This is a genomic window from Pseudomonas sp. KBS0707, assembly GCF_005937945.2.
Classification (GTDB): Bacteria; Pseudomonadota; Gammaproteobacteria; order Pseudomonadales; family Pseudomonadaceae; genus Aquipseudomonas; species Aquipseudomonas amygdali.
Genome location: NZ_CP041754.1, coordinates 549,311 through 574,791 on the forward strand (window position 1 = coordinate 549,311; position 25,481 = coordinate 574,791).

A 25,481-nucleotide genomic window follows, 5' to 3' on the forward strand; every position below is an offset into this window, starting at 1 on the left:
GTGACGTCAGCTGACAGCGGGCAGGCTCCAGTCTTGTAGGTGGTTTCTGAAAATCCCCCGGCACCTTGGATTTGAAACCACATGCCTTACATTCGACCTGAATTTATTTGCAGGTATAACGAATGAGTGACTTAGGCACCCCACGATGTCTGTTAGCGTGCTTCTCGGGAGTCACCCTCAGCCTTTTCAGCTATCTCGGGTTGATAACCCTGGCAGGCAGCGCTCTGCGTTGGGAACACTTTCTATATACGGCCATTACCGGAGTGGTCATCGGTATTCTGTCTTTGAGGCTCATGCCGTGGATCGTTCATCTGGCTGGACTGGCAGGAATGATTCTTGGCGTTGTCCTGGAGCTTTTGTTGGCGGGATATCTCTGGCCTGGAATGCCTTATGAGCGGGTGCTGAGCTATCTCTTGGGTGCGGGACTGGCGGGCATGATGTCGGCCGGACTTATTGCTTTAATTGTGCTCAAGCACCGAGCAAATCAGCAAATGTGACCAAATGCTCGTCTGCGCTCACATTCCCGGTTTACCCGCCCGCTGCCACATCACATAATCGCGCTGAATCCTCTCTGGGAGACGGTCTTGCCAAGCGCAGCCCCTTCATCGTCAGTTTTGCTGGTGCAGATATCCGACAGCCACCTGTTCGCCGAGGCGGACGGGGCGTTGTTGGGTATGAGTACCCGCGACAGTCTGGAAAAAGTCGTTGATCTGGTCCTCGCCGAGCAGCCGCAGGTTGATCTTGTGGTTGCAAGCGGGGATATCTCCCAGGATGGCAGTGTCGAGTCTTACGAAGCGTTTCGCCGGATAAGTACGCAGATCGCCGCCCCCGCGCGCTGGTTTGCCGGTAATCATGATGAATTGCCGCAGATGGAGCATGTCGCACAGGCTGAAGGGCTGCTTGAGCCGATCATCAACATCGGCCGGTGGCGGGTGACACTGCTGGATTCGGCAGTGCCCGGTTCGGTGCCAGGTTTTCTGGCCGCTGGGCAATTGCAGTTGCTGGAGCAGTCGCTGAGCGAAGCGCCTGACCGGCATCATCTGGTCTGCCTGCATCACCACCCGGTGGCCATCGGCTGTGAATGGATGACACCCATCGGTCTGCGCAATGCTGACGCGTTGTTTGCGGTGCTGGATCGATTCCCGCAGGTTCGGGCCGTATTGTGGGGGCATGTGCATCAAGAGTTTGACCAGATGCGTAACGGCGTGCGCCTGCTGGCGTCGCCCTCGACCTGCATTCAGTTCGCGCCGGGCAGTGCCGATTTCAAGGTGGACACCACGGCACCGGGCTATCGCTGGCTGCGACTGCATGACGACGGACGGCTGGAAACCGCTGTTTCCCGAGTGGTCGGCATGCAGTTCGAAGTCGATTACGGCGGCACCGGCTACTGAATGAGCGGGCGGACACGTTTCCAGTGAGGTGTTGTAGCGTAAGTCCCTGTAAACTACACGGCTTTGCCTTGCACTCGGGAGCGACAGCGTGACGAGCGACACACCTTCACTGCTATACATCCATGGCTTGAACAGCTCGGCCCTGTCGAGAAAGGCCTGTCAGTTGGCCGCGCTGATGAAATCATTGGGTCTGGCTGATCGTCTGCAAGTCCCTGAACTGCATCACCATCCGCGTCAGGCTGTGGGGCAGCTTGAAACCGTTATAAAGGAGTTGGGACGGCCATTACTGGTCGGCAGCTCGCTCGGCGGCTACTATGCGACTCATTTGGCGCAGCAGCATGGCCTCAAGGCGGTGCTGATCAACCCGGCAGTCAACCCGCATCAGCTGTTTGACGGGTTTCTCGGCGTGCAGCAGAACCTGTACACCGGCGAGCAGTGGCAGTTGACCGAAGACCATATTCAGGCACTGGCCGAGCTGGAGGTTCCTGCTCCCCAGGACCCGCAGCAGTTTCAGGTGTGGTTGCAGACCGGTGACGAGACCCTTGATTATCGTCGCGCCGAGAAGTTTTACCGGGCCTGTGCCTTGCGCATTCAGGCGGGCGGCGACCACAGTTTTCAGGGTTTTGCCGAGCAAATGCCAGCGTTGTTGAGCTTTGCCGGGTTTGCCCCCGATCTGTTGCAGAAGATCGACCTGTCGGCGCTATAGGCGATCGATGCCCGGCCTACTGAATGCAAGAACATTGAACCCCCGAAATTCCATGAAAGATTGATAACGAGAACCCATGGCCAATCCCAGCGCTAGCTCTTATAACGCAGACGCCATCGAAGTCCTCTCGGGCCTCGATCCGGTTCGCAAACGTCCGGGCATGTACACCGACACCTCGCGGCCCAACCACCTGGCTCAGGAAGTCATCGACAACAGTGTCGACGAAGCTCTGGCTGGTCACGCGCGCTCGGTACAGGTCATCCTTCATGCCGACAACTCGCTTGAGGTGTCCGACGACGGCCGCGGCATGCCGGTGGACATTCACCCGGAAGAAGGTGTGTCTGGCGTCGAGCTGATCCTCACCAAGCTGCATGCGGGTGGCAAGTTCTCCAACAAGAACTACCAGTTCTCCGGCGGCCTGCACGGCGTAGGGATTTCCGTGGTCAACGCGCTTTCCACTCAGGTTCGGGTGCGGGTCAAGCGCGATGGAAACGAATATGAAATGACTTTCGCCGACGGCTACAAGGCCACAGAGCTGGCGGTTATCGGCACTGTCGGCAAGCGCAACACCGGGACCAGCGTCTATTTCGCGCCCGATCCGAAGTATTTCGATACCCCGAAGTTCTCCGTCAGTCGTCTCAAGCACGTACTCAAGGCCAAGGCGGTTCTGTGCCCGGGCCTGCTGGTCAGCTTTGAAGACAAGTCCACTAACGAAAAAGTCGAGTGGCATTACGAAGACGGCTTGCGCTCGTATCTACAGGATTCGGTCAGCGACTTCCTGCGACTGCCGGACGAACCGTTCTGCGGCAGCTTCGCCGGTAACAAGGAAGCGGTCGACTGGGCGCTGCTCTGGCTGCCCGAAGGTGGCGACAGCGTTCAGGAAAGCTACGTCAACCTGATCCCTACCGCGCAGGGTGGCACCCATGTGAACGGCTTGCGTCAGGGCTTGCTGGATGCGATGCGCGAGTTCTGCGAGTTCCGCAACCTGTTGCCGCGTGGCGTCAAGCTGGCACCGGAAGATGTCTGGGAGCGAATTGCCTTCGTCCTGTCGATGAAAATGCAGGAACCGCAGTTCTCCGGGCAGACCAAGGAACGTCTTTCGTCCCGTGAGGCGGCGGCTTTCGTTTCCGGCGTGGTCAAGGACGCGTTCAGTCTGTGGCTCAATACCCACTCGGAGCTGGGCCTGCAACTGGCTGACCTGGCGATCAACAACGCCGGTCGCCGCCTCAAGGCCAGCAAGAAGGTTGAACGCAAGCGCATTACCCAAGGCCCCGCGTTGCCGGGCAAGCTGGCTGACTGTGCCGGACAGGACCCGGCGCGCTCCGAGCTGTTTCTGGTCGAAGGTGATTCCGCCGGCGGTTCGGCCAAGCAGGCACGGGACAAGGAATTCCAGGCCATCCTGCCCCTGCGCGGCAAGATTCTGAATACCTGGGAAGTGGACGGCGGCGAAGTGCTCGCCAGCCAGGAAGTGCACAACATCGCGGTTGCCATCGGGGTTGATCCGGGCGCGGCGGACATCAGCCAGTTGCGTTACGGCAAAATCTGTATTCTCGCCGACGCCGACTCGGATGGTTTGCACATCGCCACTTTGCTGTGTGCGTTGTTCGTCCAGCACTTCCGCCCGCTGGTCGACGCCGGGCATGTGTATGTGGCCATGCCGCCGCTGTACCGGATCGACCTTGGCAAGGAAATCTACTACGCGCTGGACGAAAGCGAGCGCGATGGAATTCTTGACCGTCTGGTGGCTGAAAAGAAACGTGGCAAACCACAGGTCACCCGATTCAAGGGCCTGGGTGAAATGAACCCGCCGCAACTGCGCGAAACCACCATGGACCCGAACACACGGCGTCTGGTGCAGCTCACGCTGGATGATTTCGCTGCTACGTCGGAAATGATGGACATGTTGCTGGCGAAGAAACGTGCAGGTGATCGCAAGTCCTGGCTAGAATCGAAGGGCAACCTCGCCGAGGTCCTGACTTGATACGAGCCTGGCTCGCCGCCCTGACCCTGGTTGCCGCGCCGGTTTTCGCCGCGCCGCTTGAGGTCCTGAAACTGCAATCCGAGCACCCGGTAGACGACATGGTCGGCGGCAATCTGTCGGGTCTGGCCATGTGCAATGGCCAGCTGTGGACCGTTTCCGACCGTGACGACAATGTGCTGTACAGCCTTGATGTGTCGCAAAATACCTGGAAGGCAGAAGCACACCGCATTGACGCACCTGCGCCGCACAGCTATCTGCCGCTCAAGCTGCGTTCGCTGGCAGGCCTTTCCGCGTTGGTGCGTGGTGGTGATCTGGATTTCGAGGGCGTGAGTTGTGATGCAGCCGGTAACCGTTATCTGGTCAGCGAGGCCTATGGCACGGTGCTCAAGGTTCCGGTCAGTGGTGCACCGTTCTGGCTGGACTTGCCGCAGGCACTGATAGAACAGGCGCGCGGCCAGGGCATGTTGCAACACTTCAATGCGATTTTCGAAGGGATTGCCGTGAACGCCTCTGGCTGGCCGCCGAGCGCGAGAAGCGCGGGCTGCTGGCTGTGCAGCGCGACAAGGAACAATGGAGCTGCGGGCAAAGCTGCGTGCTGCTGTCCGAAGACGGTAAAGACCTGCTGCCCGCAGAACAGGGGCACAAGACCGTGTCTACGGACTTTTCCGATCTGTCGCTCTACAACGGCAAGCTGTTCACGCTCGAACGTGCGGCCTATCGCATCTGTCGGCGTGGGCTTGAGACCGGGCAGATCGAACGTTGCTGGTCGTTCGCCAAGGAAGCGATGGTGCCTTCGCGTCGTTATGATCAGCCCTACGGCCTGACCGAGGCGCTGGTCGTGGACGAGAAGGGCGCGTGGATCGGCATCGACAATAACTTCGGTGCGCGCGCCGATGGTGAAAAACGCCCGATTGTCTGGCGGTTCGCTGCGCCTGAAGCGGGCTGGAGCGCCGGTCAGTGAGCCAGCCCGCGAATCAACCGCAACCCGGCAAGCGCGCTGGCAAGATATTAATGATCGTGGCCTGGGCTGCTGGCCTGTTTCTGGCGACGCGCTTTTTCGGCAGTTGGGAAGACAAGCAGCAGAACCCTAATACGGTGGTTGCTTCGCAACACGGTGATGGATACATCGAAGTGCAACTGGCGGGTAATCGTCAGGGGCACTTTGTCAGTACCGGCCAGATCAACGGCCGGACGGTAGAGTTCATGATCGACACCGGGGCGACCGACGTGGCTGTACCCGGTGATATGGCTGACAGCCTGGGCCTGAAACGTGGCTTTGCGGTCACAGTCAGCACGGCCAATGGCAACAGCCAGGGTTTTCGGACCACGCTCGACCGCTTGCAACTGGGCGATATTGTCCTGACCAATGTGCGTGCTCTGGTAGCACCCGGTCTGGACGGTGAGCAGGTGCTGCTGGGCATGAGCGCCATGAAACAACTTGAATTCACACAGCGTGGCGGCAACTTGCTGCTGCGCCAGTCAACGAAATAATGAGGCCCGCATGAGCGACTCCCTTGACCTCAGCCTGGATGGTGTAGAACGCCGATCACTGGCTGACTTCACCGAACAGGCCTACCTCAACTACTCCATGTACGTGATCATGGACCGTGCCTTGCCGCATATCGGGGACGGCCTGAAGCCTGTTCAGCGGCGCATCATCTACGCGATGAGCGAACTGGGCCTAGGGGCTGACGCCAAGCACAAGAAATCGGCGCGTACCGTCGGCGACGTACTCGGCAAATTCCACCCGCACGGCGATTCGGCCTGCTACGAAGCGATGGTGCTGATGGCCCAGCCGTTCAGCTACCGCTACACGCTGGTGGACGGGCAGGGTAACTGGGGTGCGCCGGATGATCCCAAGTCCTTCGCGGCCATGCGTTACACCGAAGCGCGCCTATCGCGCTATTCCGAAGTCCTGCTCAGCGAACTGGGCCAGGGCACGGCTGACTGGGTGCCGAACTTTGACGGCACACTGGACGAACCGGCCGTGCTGCCGGCGCGTTTGCCGAACATCCTGCTCAATGGCACCACCGGCATTGCCGTCGGTATGGCCACCGACGTGCCGCCGCATAACCTGCGCGAAGTCGCCAGCGCCTGCGTTCATCTGCTGGACGACCCCAAGGCCACGGTCCCGGAACTGTGCGAGCACATTCTGGGGCCGGACTATCCGACCGAAGCGGAAATCATCACGCCGCGTGCCGACCTGCTGAAAATTTACGAGACCGGGCGCGGTTCGGTGCGCATGCGGGCCGTGTACCGCATTGAAGATGGCGACATTGTCGTGACTTCACTGCCGCATCAGGTTTCCGGCGCCAAGGTGCTGGAGCAGATCGCCGCGCAGATGCAGGCCAAGAAGCTGCCGATGGTTGCCGACCTGCGTGACGAGTCTGACCACGAAAACCCTTGTCGTATCGTGATCATTCCGCGCTCCAACCGGGTTGAGCTGGACGAGCTGATGCAGCATTTGTTCGCGACCACCGAGCTGGAGTCCAGCTATCGGGTGAACATCAACATCATCGGTCTGGATGGCAAGCCGCAGCTCAAGAACCTCAAGACACTGCTCGGCGAATGGCTGACCTTCCGCATCGGTACTGTGCGTCGTCGTCTGCAGTTTCGTCTGGACAAGGTCGAGCATCGTCTGCACCTGTTGGACGGTTTGCTCACGGCTTACCTGAACCTGGATGAAGTGATCCACATCATCCGCACCGCCGAACATCCCAAGGCGGAACTGATTGCACGCTTTGGCCTGTCGGAAATCCAGGCGGACTACATCCTCGATACCCGTCTGCGTCAGTTGGCGCGTCTGGAAGAGATGAAGCTGCGCAGCGAGCAGGAGGCACTGCGCAAAGAGCAGGCCAAGCTTCTGGCCCTGCTGGGCAGTGAGTCCAAGCTGCGCAAGCTGGTCCGTGCCGAACTGATTGCCGACGCTGAAACCTATGGTGACGACCGTCGTTCGCCGATTGTTGCCCGTGCCGAAGCCAAGGCGCTGTCTGAAAACGAATTGATGCCCACCGAGCCGGTAACTGTCGTGCTTTCGGAAAAAGGCTGGGTGCGTTGCGCGAAAGGCCACGATATTGATGCCACCGGGCTTTCCTACAAAGCAGGGGATGGTTTCAAGACGTCGTCCATCGGCCGCTCGAATCAGTTCGCCGTATTCATCGACTCGACCGGGCGCAGCTATTCGGTGGCAGCACACACCCTGCCATCTGCACGAGGCCAGGGCGAGCCGTTGACCGGTAAACTGCAACCGCCACCGGGTGCGGCGTTCGAGTGCGTATTGATGCCCGAAGATGACGCGCTGTATGTGATCGCTTCGGATGCCGGTTATGGGTTTGTCGTCAAAGGCGAAGACCTGCAGGCCAAGAACAAGGCGGGCAAGGCGTTGCTGAGCTTGCCGAACGGGGCAAAAGTCATCTTGCCCCGGCCGGTGCCCGACCGTGAACAGAACTGGCTGGCAGCGGTGACCACCGAAGGCCGCCTGCTGGTGTTCAAGATCAGCGATTTGCCGCAGTTGGGCAAAGGCAAAGGCAACAAGATCATCGGTATTCCGGGTGAGCGGGTAGCCAGCCGAGAAGAATATGTGACCGATCTGGCGGTGATTGCGCAGGGCGCGACGCTGGTACTCCAGGCGGGCAAGCGAACGCTGTCGCTTAAACCTGAAGACCTTGAACATTACAAGGGGGAGCGGGGCCGACGTGGCAATAAATTGCCAAGAGGCTTCCAGCGCGTAGACGCGTTATTGGTGGAAAATAGCTAAAAACATTGATCTGGCACCAGCGTTCTTCGTTTTGCCATGAAGTACGATGCATAATCGCTGGAGTCATGATGCATATTCACGGATGATATGGGGTCTTGGGGTGCATGCGTGGCTCAGTGCCTGCATGGGTCTTGAAAGTACTTATACTGTGGCCTGCCTCGGGGCGGCCACCTGGATGGGATGATGAATTTTCTACGCCTTCCCCTGATCCTGCTGATGACTGGCGTTCTGGGTCTGGCTGGTTGCAGTGTGCGCCAGCCGACCGCGCTTTATCAGCTCGATAGCGGTGAGCCTGGTCAGCCGAAACAGAGTAGTGGTCTGGCAGTATTGCTGGGTCCTGTTTCGGTGGCCGACTATCTGCAACGCGAAACCCTGCTGCAACGCCAGCCTGACGGCACTTTGACCGCATCGCCTGACGGGCGCTGGGCGGGCAATCTGTCTTCGGATATCGACCAGTTGCTCTTGCGTCAGCTGGCCTGGAAGCTGGACAGCCAGCGTGTCGTCATGGCACCTGCGGTTGCCAACTTCACACCGGACGTTCAGGTCGTACTGTCGATCACCCGTCTGGACTCCGGTGCCAAACAGCCTGCCGTTCTGGATGCGCAATGGCGTCTTCTGGACCGTAAAGGTCATGTTCGTGACAGCCGACTGGTGCACCTTGAACAGGTCCATGCCGGCAGCTCCGCAGACCAGGTCAAGGCCCAGGGCATGCTGTTGCAACGCTTGGCCGATCAGGTCAGTACTGCGATCAAGCCGATTTCCTGGCAGCCGATCGAAGAACCGAAAAAGCCCCCGGTTGCCAAGGCCAAAGAGCCTGACAAACCAAGAATTCCAATGGCCTCGCCCATACGTACCGATCTTGAAGTGTTCCGCTTCTAGGGTTGGCCCAACAAAAAGCCCGCAGCGATGCGGGCTTTTTGTTGGACGCGAATCTTCGCTTCTCACACCTCGACGTTCCTGACGCACCACGCAGTCAGGAGGACGCGGAGCGTCCAGAACGGCATGCCCACGCGGAGCATGGGCACGATGGTGATCTTGCGGACACCTATCGTTCCGCACGCTCTAGCGTGGGAATGCCTTGGGTGACGCTCTGCGTCACAGATCTGTGCCGCGCTGCACCGTCAGGATCGGACGCGGAGCGTCCAGAACGGCATGCCCACGCGGAGCATGGGCACGATGGTGATCTTGCGGGCGCCTATCGTTCCGCACGCTCCAGCGTGGGAATGCCTTGGGTGACGCTCTGCGTCACAGATCTGCGCCGCGCTGCCACAGTCAAGGTCGGGCGCCTCTCGTCCTGTGCTTACGCATGTGAACGAGAGGCGGTGGTCAGGCCTTGTTGGATTCGTGCATGCGCGCCAGCTGGCGTTCGAGCATCGAAGGGTAGGGCTCCATCAGGCGTTCCACACAGCATGCGCCTTCAGGGCTGGCGATAGGACGGATACGGGCGCGTTGGCGTATCAACGGGTCGTCGTTGATACGGCGTTCAACCAGCAGCAGGTTGCGGCTGTGCTGAGACAGCGCCAACGCATCCTGCGCCGTTTCAGTCAGCAGCAGGTCGATCTGGCTCAGACCGCTCAGGCCCTCACCCAGCGTCAGGCCCAGTTGCAGTTGCAAGGTGATGCCGCTGTCGGCCACCTCGATCTGCAAGGCATGGCTCAGGGCACGCAATAGCTCGCCGCAGCAGATTGCGTTGGTGAGGTAGTCATCACCGCTTTCGTGGCTGTGAAACAGCATCAGTGTGCTGCCATCGTTCAGGGTATGCAGCTCGCTTTCATACAGCGAGGCGGCCTGATCGAGGCAGTCGCGATAACGTTGCAGCAATTCGGTCAGTCGTGCGCGCGGCAGGCGGCGCAATTGGTCCTGCGCGCCCAATTGTACGGCCAGCACGGCACTGTTGTGCGGCTCAACGGGCGCTACCGGCGCAGCCACCGGGCGTGCGGCTGGTGCAGTGTTCGAGCTGTCACGCAGGTCCGCAAACGGGTCTTCGTCGTCTTCATCTTCTTCGGCAACAATGCGACGCTGGACTGGCGGTGCCGGCAGGCGCGGCTTCGGTTCGCTGCTGCGTGCCGAGACCGGTGGTGCAGGTCGCTCTTCCGGCTCCAGGTACGGATCGTCACCGTCGTCCTCGTCGCCGTCATACTCAGGTTCGGGCAGCGGCTCCGGCTCTGGAACCGGTGGTGCGAACGAGGTGCGCAGTTGCCGGGCCAGATCGCCTATTTCATCCTGGCGGTCGGTAGCCGGGGTGTATGGGTCGATGTCGCGCAGCCAGATGCGCATCTGCATCAATGGCGTGGAGATATGGCGACCGAGGCGCAGGCTCAGGGCCAGCGCCAGGGCCAGCAGAATGCCCGCCAGAATGCCCATGCTCTGCAGGCTGATGGTCATCGGCTGCTGGAACTGCGACATGTCGAGGCTGATGCGCAGATGGCCCGCCATCACGTCCTGGAACGTGATCTTGATTTCATACAGACCCTGAGCTTCCCCCAGCAGACCGTTTTTCGGACGCTGGCCGGCCTCCGCGAGGATGCGGTTATCCACACTGTAGATAGCGGCATGCGCTACCAGCGGGTTCTTGACCAGATTGCCCAGCAGCACGTTGAGACTGAGGATGTCGTTAGACACCAACAGCTCGGTGGCCGAGGTGGCGGTCTGGGTCGTCAGGGCCTGCCCCAGCGCATCGGCCTGTTCATGCATGGCCTGCTTGAATTGCAGACCCATGACACCGGCGTAGATCACCAGCGCCAGAGCGACCAGGATCACGTTATGGCTGGCAATGCGCAAAGCGATCGGTACACGGCGATGACGCAGGGCACGAAAGATGAGCAGGAAGAAATTATCGGTTTTAACGGGCGTGGGCCGGTTCACAGAGCACGGCTCTTTCGGTGAAGTTGTCGCGCAGTATAACGAGCGACCCAGTAGCGGCAAAGCGCTGCCTGTGCCCGGTGGTCACTGAATGTGGTTAGAATGCGGTTTTTTCCACTATAGGGGTGCGCCTTGCGCGAAATCGTCCTGATTAACATCACAGGTGTCGACCGTCCAGGTCTCACTGCTGCCATCACCGGCGTCCTCGCCCAGGGTGGCGTGAACATTCTCGATATTGGTCAGGCGGTTATCCACGACACCCTGTCGTTCGGCATCCTGGTTGAAATTCCGGATACCGTGCAGGGTTCTTCCGTGCTCAAGGACATCATGTTCACCGCCTACAAACTCGATCAGCAGGTCCGTTTCACGGCGGTGTCCGAAGCGGATTATCAGCACTGGGTTGAAGGTCAGGGCAAGGCCCGTCATATCGTCACACTGCTGACCCGCAAGGTTACGGCCGAGCAATTGCAGTGCGTCAGCGCCATTACGGCTAAATACGGGCTGAATATCGATCAGATCGATCGTCTGTCCGGGCGTATGCCGCTCGACACGCCGGCCGACAAGGGCAAGGGTTGCATCGAGTTCACCGTGCGCGGCGAGCCAGCCGACCCGAAAGCCATGCAGGCCGAGTTCCTCGCAGTTGCCCAGGATCTCAACGTAGATATCGCGTTCCAGCAGGATTCGCTGTTTCGCCGCAACCGGCGTCTGGCTGTGTTCGACATGGATTCGACCCTCATTGAGGCCGAAGTGATCGACGAGTTGGCCAAGGCTGCCGGTGTGGGCGAGCAGGTTTCCGAGATTACCGAGCGTGCGATGCGCGGCGAACTGGATTTCAGCGAAAGCTTCAAGGAGCGTCTGGCTCTGCTCAAGGGGCTGGATATCAGTGTGCTGGATGAAATCGGCGCTTCTCTACGCTTGACCGAAGGCGCCGAAACACTGTTCTCCGAGCTCAAGCGTCTGGGTTACAAGACCGCGATTCTCTCGGGTGGCTTCACCTACTTCGCCAAGCAGCTGCAAGCAAAGCTGGGCATCGATTATGTGTACGCCAACGAGCTGGAAGTGGTCGATGGCAAGGTAACCGGCGTCGCCGTAGAGCCGATCGTCAATGCGCAGCGCAAGGCAGACCTGTTGCGCGAGCTGGCGCACAAGGAAGGCTTGAGCCTGGAGCAGACCATCGCGGTCGGCGACGGTGCCAATGACTTGCCGATGCTGGCGATTGCCGGGCTGGGTGTCGCATTTCGCGCCAAGCCGCTGGTCAAGCAATCGGCCAAACAGGCCATTTCGACGCTGGGACTGGATGGCGTGCTATATCTGCTGGGTTTCCGCGACCGCGAAGGAAAGCGCTGACGCTCAGGCCGTGGTGGTTTGCCCCTGATGGCGAGGGGCCAATCGCGACGGCTGTCGCAGTGATCGCTACAGCGTGCCCCACAAGGAATCGAATTCCTGATCCGGCCTGGCCTTTTCGGTTTCGGTCGCTTTCGGGGCGTCGTACATCTGATACTCGAACTGGTTGTAACTGGCGCTGCTGACCTGCCGGTTGCTCAGTGACGCGCGGCGTTCTTCACCGGCGACGTTGATCATCACCTTGTTGCCCTCCTGAAACGGCAGACGCGGTGCGAGCACGGTGGGCGGTTTTTCCATGGCGCGTACTTCCGGCAGCATCAGGGTTCGTAGGTACTGGCTATTCTGCTGTTCGCGAATCAGCTGCATGCCGCACGGTTGGGCAAACGGGGCGATCAGTTCGATCCCCATCTGTGTGCCGCCGCTACGTACCTGGCGGATCCAGCGCACGATTGCAATGCTCCAGCCCTGGCCGGAGTCGTCCTGAATACCCACCAGTTCGCCAGCCTGTAATTGCTGAGGCACTTCCTTCTGCCACGCCAGGCAGTAACCGCCCGGGCTGTGGTTGACGATATTCAGGTCGAAGGTCGGAAACGTGTGCTGACCGTTGGAAAGCGAGTCGTTATCGCCATCGTTCTTCGGGTATTCGATTTCTTCATAGGGCAGCAGGTGCGATGAGGTCTTGCCGCGCTGTGTATCGAAGGCTGAAGCCCAAGGGTCGTCTTCGTCATCATTGGCGATCTTCAGCGAAAAACTCGCAGCACTGCCTGCGCTGTTGAGTTGCAGGAGTTCGCTGAACGACTTCTGACCGGCTACATAAAAATGCAGTGCGCTCATGCCGATGCACAGCTTCAGGGTGCCCTGGCCTGCCGTGCGCTGAAAGGTCCGCTCGGCCACATCACCCCAGGCGGCCGCCAGATGTTGCAGCAGGTCGGTATTGATACCGGTAGGAATCAGCAGTCTGGACGGGCTGCGCTGGTCGTCCGGCAAGGCCAGGTACTGGTTGATTGCCTCTGCCAGCGACTGGGTGTCGATACCCAGTAGCCTCGGTGATTGCTCATCGCTGAACAGGGTGCGATACAGCGGCGGTTTGTCTGCCGTCGGGTCCAGGGCAAACAGGCTGTTGTCCCCGGCAGGCAATTGCAGCTTGACCAGCGGGCTCCAGGCCTCAAGTGCATCGGCCAGTTTGCCGATGTTCAACTGACGCATCTGGTTGCAGCGCGAACACCCCATCAGCAGCGCGATTATATACGTCTGCTCCACACTCAACGCCTTGGTGTGATGAGCCAGAGGCTCTTCGACCGGCGTGTTGTGCAACTGGTACTGGCGGGCAATCTGGTAGATCTGATGCAGTTCGAGCCACAGACCGTCCTGAACCGGGCAGTAAAGCTGATTGGCGCGAATCAGCGGTCCGTTGAGCCCATGAAGTGCTCGTTGCAGCGCGGTGCTGAAAAGTCCGGCCTGATCCCTGGCGTAGCGGGGCGCTACCTGCTGGATGATTTGCTTGTAACCGGTCGCCAGATGGTTTTGCAGGGCCTGGCAGAGATTGGCGACCTTGCGCGGCCGCTCGTCCAGCACAATGGCCTGGTTGAGAAAGTGGCGCTCAAGGTGCTTGCAGACGAAGTACACCTCGGGACGCAGCAGTTCAAGCAGTTGCAGGCGGTTTTCGCTGGGGGTGATCAGTTGGTTCAGCTCGGTCAGCCCTTGATAGAGCTGGCGTGCCATTTCTCCCAGGTTTGCCTTGGGCAGCCTGGAGATCCAGCGTTTGAGGTCGCGGGGGTTGGCTTCACAGAATGTCAGGCTCGACTGCGCTGGCGTGGGGGCACGCAGCAGCAGAGGGAGGCTAAAATTACTCATGTGACAGGCGAACTCCAACAACTCACTGGCCCGGACGGTGGCTTTAAATGGGGGCTGACGTCATCGCGGAGCGGCGACATGTCGAGCATACGCCCATGAAAGTGCGAAGTATCCTACAGCACCGATCAGGCAACTTCACCAGTATCGGCATCACTACGCAGTAAATATGGCCTGAAGCCATTACTGTCCGGTTTTAAACTGCATGAGCGTCCCTGTTAATCGGGCGCCCATGCCAGGCACTGTGACTTCAAGTCACGATCATGCCTGTGTCGGAACTGCCAGTGCCTGGCCCATCTGTACCTTGGAGCCAGCGGTCAGTTGTTCGGCCCATTTCACCTGATTTGGCCCAAACAGCACAATGGCCGTGGAGCCCAGTTTGAAACGGCCCATCTCGGCGCCTTTTTCCAGGTGGATCGGCGCACGCGCTGCTTCGTCGTAGCTGAACGTCTTCAACTCACGCTTGGGCGGCGTGACCAGCCCGGCCCACACCGTCTCGACCGACGCCACGATCATCGCGCCGACCAGCACCACAGCCATAGGCCCGCGCTCGGTGTCGAACAGGCAGACCACTCGCTCGTTACGGGCGAACAGTTCCGGCACGTTTTCAGCGGTGGTCTGGTTGACCGAGAAGATGCGGCCCGGCACGTAGACCATTTCACGCAGCGTGCCAGCCAGTGGCATGTGGACGCGGTGATAGTCCTTCGGCGACAGGTAGACCGTCGCGAACTCGCCACCCATGAACGGTGCCGACAGCTTGGGATCACCGCCGAGCAGTTCCAGTACGCTGAAGCTGTGGCCCTTGGCCTGGAAGATCCGGCCGTGGTCGATAGGGCCCAACTGGCTGATGGCGCCGTCGGCTGGCGAAAGAATCGCGCCCGGCGTGGTATCGAGCGGGCGGGCGTCGGCTTTCAATGCGCGGGTGAAGAACGCATTGAAGTGCTCGTAGGACGTCATGTCTTCGACCAGGGCCTGCGACATGTCCACTTGATAACGGCGGGCAAACCACGCGGTGAAAGCGTTTTTGAACCAGCGTACGCGGCATTCGGCAACGCAGCCTGCCAGTCGGGACAGCAGGTGGTGTGGCAACAGGTACTGACTGATGATGAACAAGCGGTCTTTCATTGAAGGTCCTGAGGATGAGTGTCCTGAATATTTCTGCGAGGCCTGTCGCGGTTCGCTAGAGCGGACAGGTTCGACGGTTTCGGCTGGTGCTGGCTGCGCAGGCGCGACGGGTTGCGCAACCTCGACTGCCTCGGCGGGCGCGGCGGCCACTTCCGGAAGTTCTACCGGTGTCTCCGGGTGATTGCCCCATTCACTCCACGAGCCGGCATAGGCCTTGACCCTTGGGTAGCCCAGCGCTTTCGCCACCAGATAGGTGAAGCCCGAGCGGTGGTGAGTCTGGCAATGGGTGATCACTTCCTTGTCGGGCGTGATGCCCAGGTCGCGAAGAATCTCCGGCATGTCCTGACGAATACGCAGGTTACGCGCCTTGTCCATGCCCGCAGTCCATTCGAAATTGACCGCGCCGGGTATGTGTCCGCCCTTGGCCGCGACTACTTTTTCGCCCGAATACTCGGTCGGGCCGCGAGCGTCCCAGATTGCCAGGTCGGCGGCGCCCAGACGGCTTTGCAGGTATTCACGCGTGGCGGTAGGTTCGTCGTGCAGCGTCAGCGTCACCGGGCCGCCTGCAACGGGTGCAACGTCTGTGCTCAACGGCAGCGATTGCGCTTCCCAGGCCAGCACGCCGCCATCCAGATAGTGATAATGGTGGTGGCCGATGACATCCAGCAGCCAGATAAAACGCCCGGCCCAGCCGCCGCCTTCGTCATCGTAGACGACATAGACTGCATCGGGATTGTGGCCCAGCTCGCCGAACAGCTGCTGCAGATCGGCAGTGTCGGGCAGTAGGCCTGGTGCAGGAGGTTTGCCCAGTTGCGTACGTTTCGGATCGACAAAACGGGCGCCGCGAATGTGCCCGGCTTCGTAGCGAGCGCTGCTGGTCAGATCCACGAGGATCAATTCCGGGGCGTCTAGACGCTCAAGCAGATCGTTGGGTTCGATGACCAGCGACAAGCCATTGAATGCGGACATTTGCAGCCTCCGATGAAAGGAAAGAGGCGAATTGTACGCCAGGCCTCACGCTTTGCGATGACTAAAGATGCCAAGTGCCTTTTCAATACATTGCGCGGTTTTTCCGAATGCCTGGACGGAAATTTCCGACAAGGCCCCACCACCCTGGTCGGCGACCACCAGCAGCATGACTTTACCGTTGTTGCTCAGCGAGCGAATAAGCCAGTGCTGGCCACTGAACAGGGTTTTCAGTGGCGCGGGCAGCAGGGCGGCAAACTGCGCATTGTTCGCGGGCGTCATGCGCAACTGCGTCGGCTGGGTCAGCAAGCGTTGCAACACGGTGCTTTCCTTGATGAACAGCTGCAAGGAGGCGGTTTCGGGCGGCAGTCCGGCCATCTGATTGACGCGCAGTACGGTCGAGGTCTTGTCCAGCATCAGCAGCATGACCCGCTCCATACCGCACGACATGAACGCGTCGCGCGCCGAGGTGGTCAAGTGCATGGCGTTGATGAACGGGCTGGGGTCCTGCAGCAGCTCGGCGCAGTGCTTGCGCCATAGCTGCAGGGCGTCGGCCGAGGGCGGTGGGGCGGGTTCGTTGTCGCGCCTTACGCGACGCGCATCCCAGGGCCAGAGCAGCGATTCGGCCGGGTACCAGAGGTCTTTTTCCGCATGAATACGCGCGCTGCTGGCAGCGTTTTGATGCGCTTGCTGCTGCACTTCGCTGATCGACTGTTGCAGGTAAAGGCTGGTCAGCCGTTCCCAGCGCAGGCAATGCGGGCTGTTCCAGGCATGTTGCGCCGCCAGCGCCAGGCCGTTACCCAGCAAAACAGTATTGGCTGGCTGGTTCAGCCAGCGCCGCAGGTTGGGGTCGGCGTCCATGAGTTGTTGCTGTTGCAGCGGGCTGTGTTCTTCGCGGGCGATGCGCAGCACCTTGGCCAGATCGCGTCGCTCGTTGATCAGCAACTTATAACCGCGCGTAACCCAGATCGGCAGGCGCCAGAATTCGGCGAGTGCCAGGCACAGCTCCAGCAGATTGACGCCGAACAGCTCTTTTTCCACTGCAAGGCTGGAATGGCCCTTGTGGATAACCCGCAACTCAAGCTCTTCGAGCAGCTTCGGATAGGCCAGCGCCATCGGCCAAAGGGGGGAGAGGAACAGCAGGCTGCCCATATGGATGTCTTGCCAGAGTCGTGCAAGGCGACTGGCAAACAACCCGTTGGCCTGTTGTGTGGCGTGCTGGCTGACAAGAATCAATTGGCGATAGACCGCGGGAATTTCCTCGGGCGGCTTGGCCGGCAAGCGGCCCAGAAGGATTTCAGTACGCGCCAGCCCCAGGCGGTTGATCGCAATCTCGAGGCTCTCGGCCTGCTCGGTCAAACCGTGGGTGTGATGGTTGGCCTCGCGCATCACACTCAATACCAGTGCGGGGCTTTCCTGCATCATTTCAGCGATTTCACGCAGCGAGCGGCGACTGTCGTTCAATGCTGCGCGAACGTGCCCATGATTGACCGCCGGGACCGGCAACGCGATGCCGTCAAGCAATTTGACCCAGGCATCCAGCGTTTTCGGAACGAGATGATGTGCTGCGTGTGCTGTCGACATTCGATGGCCTGTGCGGCTGATTATCTGAGCTGGGAAACCGCCAGCGTACGGGACGCTGAGGCCATTTTCCTCCTTTTATGGAGGCGGATAAATGGGTTTTTCAAAAGAACCGGCTATAGTCTGGCCCAGTTAGGCCGATAAGGAGAAGAAGAGATTCAAGAACTTCCGGACTGTCCCTGAACCCGACTCAGTAAAGTATTTTTTCCTATGGCTAAAATCATCGGCATCATTGTCGTTATCGCAAGTGTCCTCGGCGGATATGTGCTGTCCCATGGCAAGATCATGGCGCTGTTCCAGCCCTACGAGGTCTTGATCATCGGCGGTGCTGCACTGGGCGCGTTCCTCCAGGCCAACCCTGGCTACATGACCATGCACGTGTTCAAGAAGTCGCTGAAGATGTTCGGTTCGCGCTTCACACACGCCTATTACCTCGAGGTGCTGGGGCTGGTATACGAAATCCTCAACAAGAGCCGCCGTGAAGGCATGATGGCGATTGAAGGGGATATCGAAGACGCCGCCTCCAGCCCGATCTTCGCCAAATACCCTGGCGTGCTGAAAGATGAGCGCATGACTGCGTACATCTGCGATTACCTGCGCATCATGTCGTCCGGCAACATGGCTCCTCACGAGCTGGAAGGCCTGTTCGACATGGAACTGCTGAGCATGAAAGAAGAGCTCGAGCATCCATCCCATGCCATTACCGGTATCGCCGACGGTATGCCCGGCTTCGGTATCGTGGCAGCGGTACTCGGTATCGTGGTGACCATGGCGTCGCTGGGGTCGGGCGACAAGGCTGCAATCGGCATGCACGTAGGTGCTGCGCTGGTAGGTACCTTCTTCGGTATTCTTGCGGCATACGGTTTCTTCGGTCCGTTGGCCACCTGCCTTGCCCATGATGCCAAGGAAGAAATGAACGTCTACGAGAGCATCAAGGCGTCGCTGGTGGCGTCGGCCTCCGGCATGCCGCCTTCGCTGGCCGTCGAATTTGGCCGCAAGGTTCTCTATCCGCTGCATCGCCTCAGCTTCAGCGAGCTGGAACAAGCGGTTCGCGGTCGCTAAGTCATGGAAAATAATCAGCCGATTATCATCAAGCGCGTAAAGCGCTTTGGTGGCGGACATCACGGCGGTGCCTGGAAAATCGCGTTTGCCGACTTCGCGACGGCGATGATGGCGTTCTTTCTGGTGCTGTGGCTGATGTCTTCTGCCACGCCCGAACAGTTGCTCGCGGTGGCCGGTTACTTCAAGGACCCGGTCGGTTTTTCGGACAGCGGTTCGCCGTATGTGATCGACCTGGGCGGCTCGCCCGAGATGTCGCCGAATCAGACGCTGAACCCTGAGGTCAAGACCACACCGTCACCTGACACCGTGCCCCTTGAGGCCGAGACTTCCGAGACCAAAGCTGAAGAGGTCGAGCAGGAGCGTCTGGAGATGCTCTTGCAAGAGCTGCAGAACAAGGTCGAGGAAAACCCGCAACTGCAGAAATTCAAGGACCAGATTCTGTTCGAGATCACCCAGGACGGTTTGCGTATCCAGATCATGGACGCTGACAACCGGCCGATGTTCGACTCGGGCAGTGCACGTCTCAAGCCTTATTTCGAAGACATCCTGCTGGCAATGGCTGACACCATCAAGAGCGTGCCGAACAAGATCAGTATCAGCGGTCATACCGATGCGACACCTTTTGTAGGCAACGGCGGATTCGGTAACTGGGAACTGTCGGCCAACCGCGCCAACGCTGCACGTCGTGCGCTGGTGGCCGGTACCTATCCGGACTCACAGGTGGCCAGAGTGGTGGGTTATGCCTCGTCAGCTCTTTATGATCACGAGAATCCGACCAATCCGGTCAACCGCCGCATCGACATTGTGGTTTTGACCAAAAAGGCTCAGCAGCGTATCGAAGGCGACCAGAACTCCGGTGGTGCGCCTCAGTCCAAACCTGCGCCCGCCGCTCCTGCTACTCCCGCTGCTCCGGGGGCTTCGACAGCGGCGCCGCCAGACCCACAGGCATATGCCCAGCCTCACGAGATCCGGCAAAAGCTGAATATCTTTGACGATGGCAAGTTGCGGGTCGAGCCAGCCCAGAACTGAGCTGCAACCGATACAGAAGCGCCGCGATGATCGCGGCGTTTTTGTGTGCGGCGTTCGGTGCTCAGTAACTGTCTTGCGGCAGGCTGGCAATGATCGAACGGTAGCTGTTCATGCGCTGTTGCTGCACGCGGCCATCTTCAAGCCCCTTGAGCAGGGCGCAGCCCGGTTCGCGGTCGTGCTTGCAGTCGCGAAAGCGGCACGTGCCGATCAGGTCGTTGAATTCGATGAAGCCAGCTTCTACGTCTGCACGGCTGACATGCCCCAGGCCGAATTCGCGGATACCCGGTGAGTCGATCAGATCGCCGCCACGCGGAAAGTGGAACAGGCGGGCGGTTGTGGTGGTGTGTGTGCCCTGGCCGGAGACTTCGGACAACGGGCCGACCCGGGTATCCGTTTCCGGCAGCAGGCTGTTGACCAACGAAGACTTGCCGACGCCGGACTGGCCAACGAACACACTGATGTGGCCATCAAGCTGGCTTTGCAGTGTCTGCATGCCATCGCCATGATGCGCCGACACTTCCAGCACCGGGTAACCCAGTGTGCGGTAGACCGCCAGCAACGCATTGAGCGCGGGCGCATTCTGTTCGTCGATCAGGTCAGCCTTGTTGAGCAGCAGCAGCGGACGAATCCCGGCATGCTCGGCGGCCACCAGATAACGGTCGATCAGGTTGGCATGTGGCTCGGGCATGGGTGCGAACACGATCACGATCAGGTCGACGTTGGCCGCCACAGGCTTGAGCTGGCCGCGTGAGTCCGGGCGGCGCAGTTCGGTGGTGCGAGGCAGTTGCGCAACGATGACGCCAATGCCCTGATTGCCGGCGCGCCATACGACGCGATCGCCGGTCACCAGTGCAGGCAGGTTGGCGCGCAGGTGGCAGCGGAAGACCTGACCGCTTGCTTCGCCTTCCTGAGCCTCGACTTCGACCTGAACACCGAAGTGAGCAATTACAAGACCGGTCTGTTCGGGGCCGAGGTCGCCGCCTTCCAGTGTTTCAAGCGTAGCGGACTCGCGTTTTGCCGCGCGGGCAGCACGCTCGCCCTGAATTTTTTCGATGCGCCAGTTCTGACGACGATTGAGTTGGCGTTTGGCCATGGGTGTTCCGATGTGATGTAACCGATGAATTAGGCAGTACGATTGATCGGCAGGAGTCTAGCACGGCAGGGTGAGCTAAACTGCGCGCCTACGCTGAGGAGTCGACACATGCAGAACAAGCAGAACCTGATCTGGATCGATCTGGAAATGACCGGTCTGGACCCTGATACCGATGTCATCATCGAAATGGCCACGATCATCACCGATAGCGAGCTGAACACCCTGGCCGAAGGCCCGGTAATCGCTGTGCACCAGAGTGACGAAACGCTGGCGAAAATGGACGAGTGGAACACCCGCCAGCACGGTGGCTCGGGCCTGACCCAGCGAGTACGCGAAAGCACCATCAGCATGGCTGAAGCCGAGGCGCAGACCCTTGAGTTCATCAAGCTGTGGGTGCCCGAGCGCAGTTCGCCGATCTGCGGCAACAGCATCTGCCAGGATCGCCGCTTCCTGTATCGCCACATGCCGACGCTGGAAAACTGGTTCCACTACCGCAATCTGGATGTCTCGACCCTCAAGGAACTGGCGGCGCGCTGGTCCCCCGAGCTGAAATTCAAGAAAGGCAGCACCCACCTGGCGCTCGATGACATCCGCGAGTCGATTGCCGAGCTGCGCTTTTATCGTGAGCACTTCATCAAGCCTTGATCAAGACTCGCGCGTGCAGTGAATAATCTTCGCTGCACTCTTTCAGTGCGTTGGTCGGCTGGTTAGACTGCGCGCCTTTGTCGCAGAGTCCCCGCCATGTTGCTGATGCTTTATCTGATTGCCATCACTGCTGAAGCCATGACTGGCGCGCTGTCTGCGGGCCGTCGAGGAATGGACTGGTTCGGCGTGGTGCTGATTGCTTGCGTCACAGCGCTGGGCGGCGGCTCGGTGCGCGATGTGCTGATCGGCCATTACCCGCTGACCTGGGTCAAGCACCCGGAATACCTCATATTGACCAGTGTGGCAGCGTTGGTGACGATCTTTATCGCGCCATTGATGCGCCACCTGCGCTCGTTGTTTCTGGTGCTGGATGCGCTGGGGCTGGTAGCCTTCACCCTGATCGGCTGCATGACTGCGCTGGAAGCCGGGCATGGTCTGGTGATCGCGTCAGTGTGCGGTGTCATCACCGGGGTCTTCGGTGGCATCCTGCGCGACATCTTCTGCAACGACATTCCGCTGATCTTCCCTCGCGAACTGTATGCCAGCGTTTCATTTCTGGCCGCGTGGTGTTTTTTGCTGTGCCAGTACCTGCAACTGCCGGATGAACAGGCCGTGCTCATCACCTTGTTCGGCGGCCTGCTGCTGCGCCTGCTGGCGATCCGATTCCGCTGGGAAATGCCCAAATTCGTCTATAAAGACGAGCCCTGAAGAGGGCGCAGAACGCCCGGAGCTGCATGCCCATACGGAGCACTCTGCTTCATTCACATCCTGAGATGCCCGCAGAGTGGGCTTCTGCCCGGAGGGCGTGGGAGCTTCAGGAGGTCACGACGGCTGCGATGGGCTGCGAAGCGGCCCTGAAACCTGCTGACTCTGTTGTGTCTGATGCACCAAGGCGACCGTTTTTGCTACCGGTTCCCGACAGTTCGCGGACAAGTCCGCTCCCTCGCAAGTTAAGCGTCGCCCGGCTCGCTCAGACGCGTTAGCCCTCTGCGTCTGCCACCCCATGCCTCTGCAACGCCCATTCCACATGCTCCCTGACCAATTCCGAGGGATAGTCGCGCCGTGCGTGCAGGGCTTCGATCACCGGGATGGTGGAGGGCGCGTTGCCCAGTCCGACAGCCAGGTTGCGTAGCCAGCGTTCGTACCCGGCGCGGCGCAGGGGCGAGCCTTCTGTACTAGTGAGGAATTTGTCTTCATCCCATAAAAAAAGCTCGGCCAGCCCGGCGTTGTCCAGGTTATGGCGCGGCTGGAAATCGCTCTGGTCGGTTGGTCGTGCAAAGCGGTTCCACGGGCAGACAATCTGGCAATCGTCGCAACCGAACACCCGGTTGCCGATCAGTGGCCGCAGCTCTTCTGGAATCGCGGTCTTGAGCTCGATGGTCAGGTAGGAAATGCAGCGCCGTGCGTCCAGCACATAAGGCCCTACAAAGGCCGCCGTCGGGCAGATGTCCAGGCAGGCCGTGCAGCGCCCGCAATGTTCCGTCGCATGCGGCGCATCCACCGGCAGCGGGATGTCGACAAACAGCTCGCCGAGAAAGAAAAAGCTGCCCGCCTTACGGTTGAGCACCAGCGTATTCTTGCCGATCCAGCCGAGCCCGGCTTGTTCGGCAATCGCCTTTTCCAGCACCGGCGCGCTGTCCACGAACGCCCGAAAACCAAACGGGCCAATGGCCTGAAGAATGCGCTCAGCCAGTTGCTGCAAACGCTTGCGGATCAATTTGTGATAGTCACGGCCCAAGGCGTAGCGTGACACATAGGCTTTTTCCGGTTCTGTCAGGCGCTGGGCCATCTTGGTGTCGCCGGGCAGATAGTCCATGCGCAGCGACACCACGCGCAGCGTCCCCGGCACCAGCTCGTCCGGGTGGGAACGTTTGCTGCCGTGAGCTGCCATATAGTCCATTTCGCCGTGATAGCCTGCATCGAGCCAGCGTTGCAGGTGCTGCTCGTGCTCTGCCAGGTCCAGACCGCTGATCCCCACTTCCTGAAAGCCCAGCTCACGCCCCCATGCCTTGATTGAGACGGCAAGGGCGGCGAGATCATCGGAAGTGGGAAGTACAGCAGTAATAGCGGACATGCGCAGAGAGAAACCGGGGCCAAGGTGCGTATAATTCTGCCAGACATCGGAGCCTATAGACGCATGTTCGACACGAAACCTCATTTACCCGACGCGCTGTACAGCGCCGCGCAGGTCCGCGACCTTGATGCACGGCTGATTGCTGCCGGTACGCCAGGCCTGGAATTGATGCTGCGCGCTGCCCAGGCGCTATGGCGGACGATACTCCGACGCTGGCCGCAGGCCAATGAACTGACCGTGCTGGCCGGGCGTGGCAACAATGCCGGTGACGGGTATCTGGTGGCCGCGCTGGCGCACAAGGCAGGCTGGCAAGTCAGGGTGCTGGCTGTCGGCGACCCGGCTGCATTGAGCGGTGATGCCGCTTCGGCGCACGCGGCGGCTTCCGGCATCGACACTCAGGTATGGGCCGGACAGCCGCTGACCGGCGTGGTGCTGGATGCCTTGCTCGGTACCGGGCTCAATGGCGAAGTGCGCGAGCCCTACGTTTCGGCCATCAAGGCGATCAATGCCAGCGGCCTGCCGGTCGCCGCCGTGGACATCCCGTCGGGCTTGAGTGCAGACACCGGCCAAGCGCTGGGCGTGGCGGTGCGTGCCGATGTGACCGTTACCTTCATAGGCCTCAAACTGGGCTTGTTGACGGGCGATGCGGCGGACCTGGTGGGCGAGCTGGTGTTTGATGATTTACGCGCCGACCCTGCGCTGGTTGCGCAGGTGCCGGTCAGCGCGAAGCGTCTGAGCGCATCCAGTCTGCCGACGCTGGCATCGCGTCCGCGTACTGCACATAAAGGCATGTTCGGCCGGGTGCTTGTCATTGGTGGCGATCACGGTTTCGGCGGTGCTGCCTTGCTCAGCGCCGAAAGCGCCCTGCGCAGCGGGGCAGGCATGCTGACGCTGGCGACCCGCGCCGAACATATTCCGGCCGCCTTGACGCGCATGCCGGAAATCATGAGTGCGGCCATTCGCTCGGCGAACCAGTTGATGGCGTTGATCGAGCCGGCCAGCGTATTGGTGGTCGGTCCGGGGCTGGGGCAGGCCGCCTGGGGGCGTAGTTTGCTGTCGGCTGCCGCCAACGCCGAGCGGCCTCAGGTTTGGGATGCCGATGCTCTGAATATGCTGGCCGCCGGGGCGGTGAGCCTGCCCAAAGGCTGCGTCATCACTCCGCATCCGGGAGAGGCCGCGCGTTTGCTGGGCGTCGGCATCAAAGACATTCAGGCTGACCGGGCCGCTGCTGTGCGGGCGCTGGCGCGCAAGTTCGATACGGTTTGCGTGCTCAAGGGCTCTGGCAGTCTGATCGCCGATGCGAGCGGACAACTGGCGTTGTGCGACCGCGGTCATCCGGCCATGGCCACCGCCGGACTGGGGGACGTGCTGGCCGGGTTGATCGGTGCGCTGCTGGCGCAGCATCTGACGCCATTCGATGCGGCCTGTCTGGCGGTGTGGCTACATGCAAGCGCCGGTCAGAAAGTCGGTGAATACGGTCGCGGGCTGGCGGCCAGCGATATTATTCTTGCCATTCGTCAGTTATTGGAGGAGCTGCAACCGTGTCTGATTTAACGCTGCATGTGGTTGGCGAAGAGGCCATGATGAATTTTGGTGCACGCCTGGCCGCAGTTACCGAAGGCGTGGGCGTCATCTTTCTCGATGGCGATCTGGGCGCTGGAAAAACCACTCTTTCGCGGGGAATGATTCGCGGGTTCGGGCATGCCGGGGCTGTCAAGAGTCCTACTTTCACGCTGGTCGAGCCCTACGAAATAGGTGCCATACGGGTCTTTCACTTTGACCTTTATCGTCTGGTCGATCCCGAAGAACTCGAGTACATGGGGGTGCGTGATTACTTCGACGGCGATGCACTTTGTCTGATTGAATGGCCCCAGCGTGGTGCAGGCTTTTTGCCAAAGCCTGACCTGACCATTACCATTGGCCCGCACGGAGAAGGTCGGTCCGTGATATTGAGCCCGCTGGGCTCGCGTGGCGAACGCTGGTGTGCCACTTTGGCTTTGGAATTCAAATAGAT

At 60.1% G+C, this 25,481-nt stretch carries 20 protein-coding genes and 2 pseudogenes; 15 read left to right on the forward strand and 7 right to left on the reverse strand.

All coding sequences use genetic code 11. The features are described 5' to 3' along the window. Positions 1 to 122 precede the first annotated feature (122 nt). From FFH21_RS02600 to FFH21_RS02635, 8 genes and pseudogenes are all read left to right on the forward strand, one after another. Entirely contained in the window at positions 123 to 497 is a 375-nt protein-coding gene (locus tag FFH21_RS02600; RefSeq protein ID WP_011167548.1) for a hypothetical protein, read from the forward strand. A gap of 87 nt (positions 498 to 584) precedes the next feature. Then, a complete protein-coding gene (gene cpdA, locus FFH21_RS02605) occupies positions 585 to 1,391 on the forward strand; it encodes a 3',5'-cyclic-AMP phosphodiesterase (RefSeq protein WP_011167549.1) in 807 nt (268 codons plus the stop codon). Between the two features lie 88 nt (positions 1,392 to 1,479). Next, a complete protein-coding gene (locus tag FFH21_RS02610; RefSeq protein ID WP_011167550.1) occupies positions 1,480 to 2,097 on the forward strand; it encodes a YqiA/YcfP family alpha/beta fold hydrolase in 618 nt (205 codons plus the stop codon). 76 nt (positions 2,098 to 2,173) lie between these two features. Beyond that, positions 2,174 to 4,078 (forward strand): DNA topoisomerase IV subunit B, encoded by a 1,905-nt coding sequence (gene parE / locus FFH21_RS02615; protein WP_002551799.1) that lies wholly within the window; start codon positions 2,174 to 2,176, stop codon positions 4,076 to 4,078. After that, positions 4,075 to 5,039: pseudogene (locus tag FFH21_RS02620) on the forward strand (DNA topoisomerase IV). The gene parE and the pseudogene FFH21_RS02620 overlap by 4 nt, the downstream one beginning before the upstream one ends. Beyond that, a complete protein-coding gene (locus FFH21_RS02625) occupies positions 5,036 to 5,569 on the forward strand; it encodes a TIGR02281 family clan AA aspartic protease (RefSeq protein ID WP_011167552.1) in 534 nt (177 codons plus the stop codon). Before FFH21_RS02620 ends, FFH21_RS02625 begins: the two are co-directional and overlap by 4 nt. 10 nt (positions 5,570 to 5,579) lie before the next feature. Beyond that, the gene (gene parC, locus FFH21_RS02630; RefSeq protein WP_011167553.1) at positions 5,580 to 7,835 is read left to right on the forward strand and encodes a DNA topoisomerase IV subunit A; all 2,256 of its coding nucleotides are present in this window, start codon (positions 5,580 to 5,582) and stop codon (positions 7,833 to 7,835) included. Between the two features lie 183 nt (positions 7,836 to 8,018). After that, entirely contained in the window at positions 8,019 to 8,714 is a 696-nt protein-coding gene (locus tag FFH21_RS02635) for a membrane integrity-associated transporter subunit PqiC (protein ID WP_029241083.1), read from the forward strand. 447 nt (positions 8,715 to 9,161) lie between these two features. On the opposite strand, the gene FFH21_RS02645 is transcribed toward FFH21_RS02635, so the two are convergent. Next, positions 9,162 to 10,700: a HAMP domain-containing protein gene (locus tag FFH21_RS02645; RefSeq protein ID WP_011167554.1), complete on the reverse strand. Its 1,539-nt coding sequence runs from the start codon at positions 10,698 to 10,700 to the stop codon at positions 9,162 to 9,164. A gap of 129 nt (positions 10,701 to 10,829) precedes the next feature. Between FFH21_RS02645 and serB the strand changes: the two genes are divergently transcribed. Continuing rightward, the gene (gene serB, locus FFH21_RS02650) at positions 10,830 to 12,044 is read left to right on the forward strand and encodes a phosphoserine phosphatase SerB (protein WP_054073171.1); all 1,215 of its coding nucleotides are present in this window, start codon (positions 10,830 to 10,832) and stop codon (positions 12,042 to 12,044) included. A gap of 66 nt (positions 12,045 to 12,110) precedes the next feature. Here serB and FFH21_RS02655 read toward each other — a convergent pair whose 3' ends face one another. The 4 genes and pseudogenes from FFH21_RS02655 to FFH21_RS02665 all read right to left on the reverse strand — a co-directional run bounded on the left by FFH21_RS02655 (position 12,111) and on the right by FFH21_RS02665 (position 17,567). Next, complete coding sequence (locus FFH21_RS02655; protein ID WP_041924408.1) at positions 12,111 to 13,895, reverse strand: hypothetical protein; 1,785 nt, start codon at positions 13,893 to 13,895, stop codon at positions 12,111 to 12,113. 258 nt (positions 13,896 to 14,153) lie between these two features. Next, entirely contained in the window at positions 14,154 to 15,017 is an 864-nt protein-coding gene (gene asd, locus FFH21_RS30405; protein ID WP_038819939.1) for an archaetidylserine decarboxylase, read from the reverse strand. 156 nt (positions 15,018 to 15,173) lie between these two features. Next, positions 15,174 to 15,986: pseudogene (locus tag FFH21_RS30410) on the reverse strand (rhodanese-like domain-containing protein); the annotation flags it as partial. A gap of 45 nt (positions 15,987 to 16,031) precedes the next feature. Beyond that, positions 16,032 to 17,567: an HDOD domain-containing protein gene (locus FFH21_RS02665; RefSeq protein ID WP_011167558.1), complete on the reverse strand. Its 1,536-nt coding sequence runs from the start codon at positions 17,565 to 17,567 to the stop codon at positions 16,032 to 16,034. 207 nt (positions 17,568 to 17,774) lie between these two features. Between FFH21_RS02665 and motA the strand changes: the two genes are divergently transcribed. Both motA and motB read left to right on the forward strand, forming a co-directional pair. Continuing rightward, positions 17,775 to 18,626: a flagellar motor stator protein MotA gene (gene motA, locus FFH21_RS02670; RefSeq protein WP_054088567.1), complete on the forward strand. Its 852-nt coding sequence runs from the start codon at positions 17,775 to 17,777 to the stop codon at positions 18,624 to 18,626. A gap of 3 nt (positions 18,627 to 18,629) precedes the next feature. After that, positions 18,630 to 19,655, forward strand: a complete 1,026-nt coding sequence (motB, locus tag FFH21_RS02675; protein ID WP_011167559.1) for a flagellar motor protein MotB — start codon at positions 18,630 to 18,632, stop codon at positions 19,653 to 19,655. Between the two features lie 61 nt (positions 19,656 to 19,716). On the opposite strand, the gene rsgA is transcribed toward motB, so the two are convergent. Next, positions 19,717 to 20,748: a small ribosomal subunit biogenesis GTPase RsgA gene (gene rsgA / locus FFH21_RS02680; RefSeq protein ID WP_002551811.1), complete on the reverse strand. Its 1,032-nt coding sequence runs from the start codon at positions 20,746 to 20,748 to the stop codon at positions 19,717 to 19,719. Positions 20,749 to 20,856: 108 nt separating this feature from the next. On the opposite strand from rsgA, the gene orn reads away from it, so the two are divergent. Further along, positions 20,857 to 21,393 (forward strand): oligoribonuclease, encoded by a 537-nt coding sequence (gene orn, locus FFH21_RS02685; RefSeq protein WP_002551812.1) that lies wholly within the window; start codon positions 20,857 to 20,859, stop codon positions 21,391 to 21,393. 96 nt (positions 21,394 to 21,489) lie between these two features. Beyond that, on the forward strand, positions 21,490 to 22,101 hold the full coding sequence (locus FFH21_RS02690; RefSeq protein ID WP_011167560.1) for a trimeric intracellular cation channel family protein: 612 nt from the start codon (positions 21,490 to 21,492) through the stop codon (positions 22,099 to 22,101). Positions 22,102 to 22,372: 271 nt separating this feature from the next. Here the strand turns inward: FFH21_RS02690 and queG are convergent, their stop codons facing one another. Beyond that, positions 22,373 to 23,467, reverse strand: coding sequence for a tRNA epoxyqueuosine(34) reductase QueG (gene queG, locus FFH21_RS02695; protein ID WP_011167561.1), 1,095 nt, complete (start codon positions 23,465 to 23,467; stop codon positions 22,373 to 22,375). Positions 23,468 to 23,530: 63 nt separating this feature from the next. On the opposite strand from queG, the gene FFH21_RS02700 reads away from it, so the two are divergent. Next, positions 23,531 to 25,021 (forward strand): bifunctional ADP-dependent NAD(P)H-hydrate dehydratase/NAD(P)H-hydrate epimerase, encoded by a 1,491-nt coding sequence (locus FFH21_RS02700; protein WP_011167562.1) that lies wholly within the window; start codon positions 23,531 to 23,533, stop codon positions 25,019 to 25,021. A gap of 29 nt (positions 25,022 to 25,050) precedes the next feature. Beyond that, entirely contained in the window at positions 25,051 to 25,479 is a 429-nt protein-coding gene (gene tsaE, locus FFH21_RS02705; protein ID WP_220273530.1) for a tRNA (adenosine(37)-N6)-threonylcarbamoyltransferase complex ATPase subunit type 1 TsaE, read from the forward strand. The last annotated feature ends 2 nt before the right edge of the window (positions 25,480 to 25,481 follow it).